Source organism: Acaryochloris sp. IP29b_bin.137, assembly GCF_028285745.1.
GTDB lineage: Bacteria > Cyanobacteriota > Cyanobacteriia > Thermosynechococcales > Thermosynechococcaceae > Acaryochloris.
Genome location: NZ_JANQOP010000103.1, coordinates 81,872 through 90,863 on the forward strand (window position 1 = coordinate 81,872; position 8,992 = coordinate 90,863).

General features: G+C 47.2%; 10 protein-coding genes. 9 read left to right on the forward strand and 1 reads right to left on the reverse strand.

Features of this window, described 5'->3' with window-relative positions; genetic code table 11:
• Positions 1 to 214 precede the first annotated feature (214 nt).
• From Q0991_RS08070 to argH, 7 genes are all read left to right on the forward strand, one after another.
• Positions 215 to 727, forward strand: coding sequence for an FHA domain-containing protein (locus tag Q0991_RS08070; RefSeq protein ID WP_299487169.1), 513 nt, complete (start codon positions 215 to 217; stop codon positions 725 to 727).
• Between the two features lie 12 nt (positions 728 to 739).
• Positions 740 to 2,695: an FHA domain-containing protein gene (locus Q0991_RS08075; RefSeq protein WP_299487172.1), complete on the forward strand. Its 1,956-nt coding sequence runs from the start codon at positions 740 to 742 to the stop codon at positions 2,693 to 2,695.
• A 12-nt stretch (positions 2,696 to 2,707) separates the two neighbouring features.
• On the forward strand, positions 2,708 to 3,142 hold the full coding sequence (locus Q0991_RS08080) for a hypothetical protein (RefSeq protein WP_299487175.1): 435 nt from the start codon (positions 2,708 to 2,710) through the stop codon (positions 3,140 to 3,142).
• 824 nt (positions 3,143 to 3,966) lie between these two features.
• Positions 3,967 to 4,356, forward strand: coding sequence for an AbrB family transcriptional regulator (locus Q0991_RS08085; protein WP_299487177.1), 390 nt, complete (start codon positions 3,967 to 3,969; stop codon positions 4,354 to 4,356).
• A gap of 189 nt (positions 4,357 to 4,545) precedes the next feature.
• Positions 4,546 to 5,433, forward strand: a complete 888-nt coding sequence (locus tag Q0991_RS08090; protein ID WP_299487179.1) for a carbohydrate ABC transporter permease — start codon at positions 4,546 to 4,548, stop codon at positions 5,431 to 5,433.
• A gap of 122 nt (positions 5,434 to 5,555) precedes the next feature.
• A complete protein-coding gene (locus tag Q0991_RS08095) occupies positions 5,556 to 5,786 on the forward strand; it encodes a hypothetical protein (protein WP_299487182.1) in 231 nt (76 codons plus the stop codon).
• Positions 5,787 to 5,832: 46 nt separating this feature from the next.
• A complete protein-coding gene (gene argH / locus Q0991_RS08100) occupies positions 5,833 to 7,278 on the forward strand; it encodes an argininosuccinate lyase (protein ID WP_299487184.1) in 1,446 nt (481 codons plus the stop codon).
• 36 nt (positions 7,279 to 7,314) lie between these two features.
• Here the strand turns inward: argH and Q0991_RS08105 are convergent, their stop codons facing one another.
• Positions 7,315 to 7,581 carry a late competence development ComFB family protein gene (locus Q0991_RS08105; RefSeq protein ID WP_299487186.1) on the reverse strand — a complete coding sequence of 89 codons (267 nt, stop codon included), beginning with the start codon at positions 7,579 to 7,581 and terminating at the stop codon, positions 7,315 to 7,317.
• 207 nt (positions 7,582 to 7,788) lie between these two features.
• Between Q0991_RS08105 and pyrR the strand changes: the two genes are divergently transcribed.
• Together pyrR and groES are read left to right on the forward strand one after the other, a co-directional pair.
• A complete protein-coding gene (pyrR, locus tag Q0991_RS08110) occupies positions 7,789 to 8,331 on the forward strand; it encodes a bifunctional pyr operon transcriptional regulator/uracil phosphoribosyltransferase PyrR (RefSeq protein ID WP_299487188.1) in 543 nt (180 codons plus the stop codon).
• 184 nt (positions 8,332 to 8,515) lie between these two features.
• Positions 8,516 to 8,827: a co-chaperone GroES gene (gene groES, locus Q0991_RS08115; protein ID WP_299487190.1), complete on the forward strand. Its 312-nt coding sequence runs from the start codon at positions 8,516 to 8,518 to the stop codon at positions 8,825 to 8,827.
• The last annotated feature ends 165 nt before the right edge of the window (positions 8,828 to 8,992 follow it).

An 8,992-nucleotide genomic window follows, 5' to 3' on the forward strand; every position in this document is an offset into this window, starting at 1 on the left:
TAAGAATGCCCCTTATTCAGCCATCTATAGCTTGTAGCAGACTGAGATCGCGGTGATGATTGTCACGGCAGCGCGGGTATGCTGAGGGGAAGGTAAGGCTCAAAAGAGTCCTTAAAACATTTGGTACCTTATCCTGCTGTGGGCAAGATCCTGCCTATTAATAGGGAATACTGCTTCTGCACTTGACTCAGACCTTAACGAGCTGGCGGCATCCATGAGTGAATTAACACTCCAATGGTCAGAATTCGGCCAAACTAAAACCCAAGTTTTACGCAATCAACAACCTAGCAAGCAGCCGGGGAAAATTCGTTTAGGTCGCGACCCAGCCCTATGTGACATTGTGTTTCAAGAGCGCTCTGTCTCAGGATTGCACGTCGAAATTTTCTTTCAACCCCAAGCGCAGCAGTTTTTTATTCGGAGCTTGCGCCTGCAAAACCCCCCCCTAGTAGACGGCATTTTGCTTAAACAGGGAGATTTACCGATACGGGCGGGCAGCCGGATCAAGTTAGGGCGCGTGGAGCTGCAAATTACGGCCATGACCATTACGCCCCCAGCCATTCCCCCCACCTTTCCCAAAAGTGGCCCCTCCTCCACGGCTGCCTATGGACTGCAATGCCCCCAATGCCACCATGTTTCTGCCTATAGTAACGATGCGATTAAGCAAGACTGTCCCATGTGTGGTCATTCAATGGCCACCTCCAACACGGTCTTTATTGGCAAGCCTTAGGGACTGTAAAGTATGAGCACCATTCCTGGGCAAGTACGGCTGAGCTGGCAAGATCCAGTCACCGGAGAACAACGAACCCCACTTTTAACTTGTCCGATTGCCTTTGGTCGCGAATTTGCCCGCATGCCTGCTGAACTAAACAACCAGCGCGTGGCCCGGATCGTCCTGAATAGTAGCCAAGTCTCCCGTTATCACACCCTGATTGAGTGGGTGCAAGGCCATATTCGCATCACCGACCAAAACAGCAGTAACGGCACCTGGGTGAATGGGGTCCTGCAATCGAGCTGTAACGTCAGCAATGGCGATCTGCTCAAGATTGGTCCCTACGAAATCACCTTGATGTTTACCCTGGACGGGACGGGGCTACCCACAGCCGAGGCCAGTGAGCAATCGATTATTCAAGTTCCTGAACCAGACTCTCCCGTTCCGGCTGAGCCTGTCGCAGCCCCTGCTAACGTGTTACCCCCAGCCTTTCAAGCGCATCAGGTTGTGGTCCAAGATTTGTATGCCACTCGACTCTCAGTGGAGGAGATCGATTATTTAGCTGTGGGGGCGGGGTTAGGGAGCTTTATTTGGGTCGATTTTCTCCGCATCTTTGGGGCTGCGCCCCAGCAAATTCGCGCATTGGGCATCGAAGATCGCCCCTATGCTCGTTACCAAAGGCTCTGCCTCAATTCCCAGATTCCCCCACACGAGCGTTTACGGTCTAATTCCGACTCCTGCCCTGACAACATCTGGGGTTGGCCGGGCTATGCCCTACGAGAAGCTTGGCAAGAATTTAATAAAGGCAAACTCAATCCTGCCCTGCAGTATCTATGGCAGGTTTTTGCAGAGCCCACCTTTGCCCAAACCTACACCCCTAGAGCAGGCAATGTGTTTGCCTCGATTGATCGAGAGGCCATTCGGATTGGCTGGCCCCAAATCTATCGGTTCGGTCGAGTCCGAGCGATTCGGCAAACGAATGATGGCCGCTATGCGATCGCGTATTCTCCAGGTCGCAAACAAACAGCCTTTGTCATCGCCCGTCATGTCCATCTAGCCACTGGCTATCCGGTCTTACAATTTCTACCTGACCTCAAAGCCTATCGAGAGCAAACCCGAGACTTTAAATCCGTTGTCAATGCCTACGAAGATCATAACCACGTTTATGAAACCCTAGAACGCCAGGGAGGAACAGTTGTGCTTCGGGGGCGGGGAATCGTAGCCTCAAGGATTATTCAGCGGATCCATGAGGCTCGCCATCGCAATCCCAATATTTCGATTTTGCACTTAATGCGGTCGCCTAAGCCTAAAGGGAATCGATTTCGCAAAGCCCAGAGGCCGGTCGATAATCATTTTGAATTCCAACCCTTTAATTGGCCCAAAGCCTGTTGGGGGGGGACCTTACGGGAAGAACTGGAGCAGGCCACACCCGATCAGCGCACGAACTTACTGGCCGATTGGGGTGGGACCACCACAGCCGATCGTCAGGATTGGAAAGTCATTGTTCAACAAGGACTGGATCAAGGCTGGTATCAAATTACCTTTGGTGAGGTCACTCGCGTGGTCCCTAATACCCAATCTCGTCCCACGACCTATATCCAAGAGAAAGGTCCACGGGGTGAAATTAAGTTGGAAGCTGACTTTATCATTGATGCCACCGGTCTGGATAGCAAGGTAAAAGCGAGTCCTTTACTGAACGACCTGGTCACCCACTATAATTTGCCCCTTAACCCAGCTGGTCGATTGGCTGTCGCCAACGATTTTGAACTCCTGGAAATGCGGAACCAAAATGGTCGTATGTATGGGGCTGGAGCGATCACCTTTGGCGGTCCCTACGCTGCTGTAGACAGCTTTTTGGGCCTTCAATACACTGCCTTACGAGCTGTCGATGGATTAGTCACAGCGCGTGCCCCCAATTTACGCCGCCTCAACGGCATTGGCTCATTCTGGCAATGGCTGAGATGGGCGCAAAACCAAACTCCCTAACACGATTCAATTATGACACCCACTCTTCTTGGTCGCTGGCAAACTCGTATTCTCCTCATGGAAACCGTGGGCCTTGTGATTACACTCTTATTCGGGGGTGGTTTCCTTGGCAATCCCGAAGGTTCTGTTTATTTCTGGTTGCTACAATACATTATTGTCTTTGGCTTGGGTTGGGACTACCTTTACATCCAGATCCAAAATTTCCGTTGGGACCAAGATTGGCCTGCAGCGCTGCAATGGCTTGCGGCTATTTGGGAAGCAATATTTATTGTGTTATTGGTGGAGGTTTTGGGTATCGAGCTGCCTCTCATACCTGCGTCTGACTGGCAGTTAGGGTGGTTTATTGTTCACTACGGCTTTGTTTGGGTTGGAGTATTTATCGCATCCCAAAGCTTGATGCGGCTGATGTTTCCCCGTTGGCGCTTCCGGGGCGGTCAGTGGCTGTAAGCCATTGTGGTTGCTTGATCAAGCAGACTACTTACCCCACACTCCAATGATTTAACAAGTGGCGTGGAAATAGCTGCCCCCTTCGCTTTTACTAGGAGAGATATCGATACAGCCTTTTTTATGCCGGGAATATTTTTACTGTACGCTAGACCGTTATCTCCCCAATTGATGACTTCTTTACTACCACAACTCAATTCAGAGATCTTCGACTCAGGCTATGGTTGTAGCCTTCCTAAGTCCTCTACCTTTATCACATAAGTAAGGGGTTATTTAGTGGACGGTTCCAGTCGGCAACTGCCAGGATTAATAGAATATCCGGCACCCTCTAGATGAATATATTCATGGCGGTACAGGCAAAATGAATAAAATACCTAGATGCCTGCTCCGATCGCCCAATCTTGAGACACACTTATATCTGAATTAGGATTGATATACGTAAAAAACTATGGCATTTACTAGTTATTTCTTAATATAGAATCATGTGGTTTCTCCAACCAACGACAGCATCTCAATTCATTGGAGAAGTGGATTTACAGAGCCAGTGTAACGGAAAATGGCAAGAGACTACCAGAAAACAGTTTTTGCTGTTCTAATTAAGGGATACATTTGATTCCCTCTACAGATCTAGTCCTAATAGCTACTATCTCCTTCTCTCGATAAAGTCGATATTTTTTGCCATTTACGCTCAGTCATTGCAGCGCAGGAGGAGCATGTGTTTGATCTAGAAATAATCCCACGCTAGGCTTTGTCTTTATTGATGACTAGAAGTAGCATATATTATGCTTATCTCAATAGGTGATATTGCAGGATAGGATTTAGAAATCATGGCTAAAAAGCAAAAACAAGGCAAGGCTCCTTTAAGTGGACAAGCCTTGGTTGAGAAAGTCAAACAGCTTGAAGACCTAAGTCGTGAAGAGAAAGCGAAAGAATGTGGTTACTACACCCTGAATGAAGATGGGTCAGAACGCATTAGTATGATGAAATTTCTGAATGCTCTCATTGATGCAGAGGGTGTAGAGCTAGATGGAAAAAGTGCAAATGGTAACGGTCGAGGGGGGCGAAATGCCAGCTACCGAATTAGCGTTCAGTCCAACGGAAACTTGTTGATTGGTTCTACTTACACCAAGCAAATGGAGCTGAATCCTGGTGATGAATTTGAAATTTCCCTGGGACGAAAGCATATCCATCTGAAGCAAATCACGGATGAAGAGTAGATTTTTATCTGCGCCATCTGTGTTATCAAATTTTTTCAATCTATGTCCATGAAAACTGTGATGGATCTGCGCGTAAGTTGATAATCCGAGCACCATTGCTTCGTTTATCGTTATTGAATGTGCGATTAAACTCAGCTTTAAGATCAATTGCCTTGATAGGATACAAAGGTCATAAACGCTGATACGCCAATGGTGCTTAAGCAAGTTCGATACCGGAATTGGTTATCTAAAGGCATCACGTACCTAGTCCTTAGCGTGATCGCCTTAGTAATGCTGCTGCCCCTGCTGTGGTTGGTGAGTACAGCCTTTAAAGGCCAGGAAAATCTTTTTCCAAGCACAGCTTCTCAAGGCTCAGCCTTAGAAAATATCGTCTTTTTCTTCAAGCAATTTTTCCCTTCTGATCCAACTTGGCGCAATTTTCCCAGTGTTTGGCAACAGGAGCCTCTCTTCGGTCAGTATTTTCTCAACAGCCTTCTAGTTTCATCCCTTACGGTTACTCTTAACGTTTTATTCAGTTCTCTGGCTGCTTACCCACTGGCTAGACTCGATTTTAAGGGCAAAGATTTGATTTTTGCAGTGGTTGTTTCCACTATTATGATTCCTTTTCAGATTGTGATGATCCCGCTCTACGTGTTAGCAGTCGAGTTGGGACTCAAAAATACCTATCTGGGCGTAATCTTCCCCTCAATCGCATCTGCATTTGGAATCTTCCTTTTGCGTCAAGCTTTCCAAGGGGTTCCCAAAGAACTTGAAGAAGCAGCCAGAATTGATGGTTGTAATGATCTTGGGATTTGGTGGCATGTTATGCTTCCATCTGTTCGCCCTGCCCTAATAACCCTCGCTATTTTTGTCTTCATTGGTTCTTGGGGAGAGTTTCTATGGCCTCTCATCATTCTTGATCAACCAGAGTACTACACATTGCCATTAGGAGTATCTAAATTATCCAGTGCTTTTTCTAACAATTTCCGCCTTGTCGCAGCAGGGTCTCTAATTTCAATTGCGCCAATTCTATTATTCTTCCTGATTATGCAGCGGTACATTGTTCCTTCGGAAGCTGGGAGTGGTGTCAAAGGCTAAGGAAAATTGACAGTGCTAAAACACAGCGCAGCTTGCAAAAATCTTCACAACATCTAAAGTTCTTGTTCGCCTTGGGCATGCTTTTATAACAAGTGAAGATGTTCCAAGAGGGACCTACGCCAATGAACCTAGCACTCGTTCAGTCCACCCTAGATCTGGTGAGTCAAAGTCATATTGCTCAAAAGATCATCTTCCAGACCCATCAACACAGCATATGGATCGCTCAATTTGAAGATAACTTGGGTTCTTCTTTTCAGTCCGCTTGGGATAACTTTATCCAATCGGGTCAGGTTTGGGCCCTTATTATCGGCTTTATTGTTGGCTATGTCTTTCGTAGCATTACCTCTTACTAAAAAACTCAATAGACGTTATCTTTGCTGTTTTTTTCGACTCAGTACCTTGACTTTCTCTTCATCGTCTCCCCCTCCCCAAAAAGCGGATTCGACTGATTCACCACTCTGGAGCCAGCGGTTTGAATCGGCCTTAAACCCTGTTATAGCGGCTTTCAACGCCAGTATCCAGTTTGATATTGCCCTTATTGAATATGATCTCACGGGGTCTCAAGCCCATGTCCAAATGCTGGCCCAGACCGGGATTATTCCTCAAGCTGACGCTGACGCCATTTATCAAGGTTTAGAGCAAATTCGCCAAGAATATCGTCAAGGCTTATTTCGACCTGGTATCGAGGCAGAAGATGTTCACTTCGCGGTCGAGCATCGATTAATAGAGCTGATTGGAGAGGTGGGCAAAAAGCTCCATACAGGCCGCTCTCGCAATGATCAGGTGGGTACAGACATTCGTCTCTATCTCCATGATCATATTCAACATATTCGAGCACTGCTTCAAGATTGGCAACAGGCATTAGTTGACATCGCCCAGGATCATGTCCAAACACTGATTCCGGGGTATACCCATCTCCAGCGAGCCCAGCCCGTCAGCTTAGCTCATCACTTATTGGCGTATTTCGAAATGGCTGAGCGGGATTGGCAGCGGCTGGGAGAAATTGATCAACGAGTTAATGTCTCGCCGTTGGGTTTAGGGGCCCTAGCAGGAACGCCTTTTCCCATCGATCGACAAGCTACGACTGACCAATTGGGGTTTGTGGATCTCTACCGAAACAGTTTGGATGGCGTTAGCGATCGCGACTTTGCCATCGAGTTTCTATGTGCTGCCAGCTTAATCATGGTGCATCTCAGTCGTTTTTCAGAGGAGGTGATTTTGTGGGCCTCAGAAGAGTTTGGCTTCGTCAAGCTCAGAGACAGTTGTGCAACGGGGTCAAGCATTATGCCTCAGAAAAAAAACCCTGACGTCCCTGAATTGGTCCGGGGCAAATCTGGGCGAGTATTTGGGCATCTCCAAAGCCTACTAGTCGTGATGAAAGGCTTGCCTCTAGCTTATAACAAGGATTTACAAGAAGATAAAGAAGCCCTTTTTGATGGCGTTATCACCGTCAAAGGCTGCCTAGAAGCCATGAAAATTTTAGTTAAGGAAGGGCTTGAGTTCGTAACAGAGCGCCTAGAAACTGCTGTGGGTGAAGATTTCTCCAATGCAACCGACGTGGCAGATTATTTAGCCGCGAAAGGCGTTCCGTTTCGAGAAGCCTACAATATTGTGGGTGCAGTCGTGAAGACATGTCTCTCCCAAGGGAAATTGCTAAAAGATTTAACCCTCAGTGAGTGGCAGCAACTGCATCCTCAGTTTGCAGCAGACATCTATGAAGCGATCACCCCTCGCCAGGTGGTTGCGGCCCGTAATAGCTATGGGGGAACTGGATTTGAGCAAGTTCAAGCTGCCTTAACACAAGCCCAAGAGCGTCTAAATTCTAAGACAGCGCCTTCGGCGTAATCGCCGACGATGACCTCTCTCATTGGAGAGGCCGTATTAGCGAATATCAAAGGGAGTCGATCCTTTCCAAGGAAGTTGTTTTACTGCTTCTAGCGCCTCACTCACAGCTGCCGTAATTTCCTGGCGATGATCTTGCTGAGCGCGCTCATATTGAAGGGTTACACCTTCTTGACTAGAGGCATATAGAGGCGGCAATTGATTTAAGGCACGAGCTGCCACCTCGATTCTATTGACTCGCTGGGCCTCTTCTGAAGACCAAGTACAAGTTTGCTGATCGATTTCTTCATCAACCAGAAGTTCCATGATGTTTTTATAGCTGTTGGCTATGTCATAAGTGGGTACCATGGCAAGTCAAGAAGTAAAGGGCAACTCAATCAATTCACTAGATCTAGAAATATCAATTTTGTGGACGATTCGCTTCCGCAATAATGCGTAAAATCAACGGAGTATAATCTATTTTCCATCACAATGAGGTTCCTAACGCAATGAAACTAGGAAGTTATCCCATCCATGTCTTCTGATATTGTCGAAATATTGTCGGCTCAAGCCTTACGGCGTACCATCACCCGCCTAGCATCCGAAGTGATTGAACGCATCGGAACGCTAGACAATCTCGTGCTGTTGGGTATTCCTACACGGGGCGTTCCCTTAGCAGCCGCCTTAGCCCAACAAATTGAGTCACTAGAACATATCCACGTGCCGGTCGGTAGTCTAGACATTACATTTTATCGAGATGATTTAGATCAAATCACGGTTAGGACTCCAGGTAGAACTGACTTGCCAACGGATCTTTCCCAAAAAAATATTCTTCTAGTTGATGATGTCATCTATAGTGGGCGGACGATTCGTGCAGCCCTAAATGCAGTCCACGATTATGGGCGTCCGACGCTGATTCAGTTACTGGTATTGATTGATCGCGGCCATCGAGAGTTACCGATTCATCCTGACTTTACCGGTAAAGCCTTACCCACTGCTCGAGAAGAACAGGTTAATGTTTACTTTGAGCAAACCGATCAACGGGATGGGGTCGAACTAGTCACTCGAGAACGCTAGCCTTAATCGGTTTGCGAATATCGGCAAATGCCCTGTTTATGGCTGTTCGCCAGACTTCGACCCTTAAGTTCGGGAACCCGTACAGCTAGAAGATTGAATTTGGTGGATCACCTCAGATAGATTAGCACTCGGGAGTTGAGAGTGCTAAATCCCAATCATTACCCTTTAGTTTGGAGGAGCCGGTATGGCAGCTATTTCCTTAAGCGTCTCTACAGTTAAGCCCCTGGGCGATCGCGTATTTGTTAAAGTCAGTGAGGCAGAAGAGCAAACTGCCGGTGGCATTATCCTACCCGATGCGGCGAAAGAGAAGCCTCAGGTGGGAGAAATCACTGCTGTTGGTCCTGGCAAACGAAGTGACGATGGTTCTCGCCAAGCTTTGGATGTGAAAGAAGGTGACAAAGTTTTGTATTCCAAGTATGCCGGCACGGATGTCAAGCTCGGTGGTGAAGAGTATGTCTTGCTCTCTGAAAAAGATATTTTGGCAATTGTCAACTAAATAGACGGCTACCGCCGTTTGATTCGTTCTGCCCATCTCACTGGGCAATTTTATTTTGTCTCTCTACGCTGTTACTCCTTTAAGTTTGAGGTTGAGCTTCCATGGCTAAACGCATTATTTATAACGAGAATGCTCGTCGCGCCCTTGAAAAAGGGATGGATATCC

Bases quoted from the DNA above. Each gene is read 5' to 3' on its own strand.
- Q0991_RS08105 (WP_299487186.1), bottom strand. From the start codon at position 7,581: ATGGAACTTCTGGTTGATGAAGAAATCGATCAGCAAACTTGTACTTGG.
- Q0991_RS08090 (WP_299487179.1), top strand. From the start codon at position 4,546: ATGGTGCTTAAGCAAGTTCGATACCGGAATTGGTTATCTAAAGGCATC.
- groES (WP_299487190.1), top strand. From the start codon at position 8,516: ATGGCAGCTATTTCCTTAAGCGTCTCTACAGTTAAGCCCCTGGGCGAT.
- Q0991_RS08095 (WP_299487182.1), top strand. From the start codon at position 5,556: ATGAACCTAGCACTCGTTCAGTCCACCCTAGATCTGGTGAGTCAAAGT.
- Q0991_RS08080 (WP_299487175.1), top strand. From the start codon at position 2,708: ATGACACCCACTCTTCTTGGTCGCTGGCAAACTCGTATTCTCCTCATG.
- Q0991_RS08070 (WP_299487169.1), top strand. From the start codon at position 215: ATGAGTGAATTAACACTCCAATGGTCAGAATTCGGCCAAACTAAAACC.
- Q0991_RS08075 (WP_299487172.1), top strand. From the start codon at position 740: ATGAGCACCATTCCTGGGCAAGTACGGCTGAGCTGGCAAGATCCAGTC.
- Q0991_RS08085 (WP_299487177.1), top strand. From the start codon at position 3,967: ATGGCTAAAAAGCAAAAACAAGGCAAGGCTCCTTTAAGTGGACAAGCC.
- pyrR (WP_299487188.1), top strand. From the start codon at position 7,789: ATGTCTTCTGATATTGTCGAAATATTGTCGGCTCAAGCCTTACGGCGT.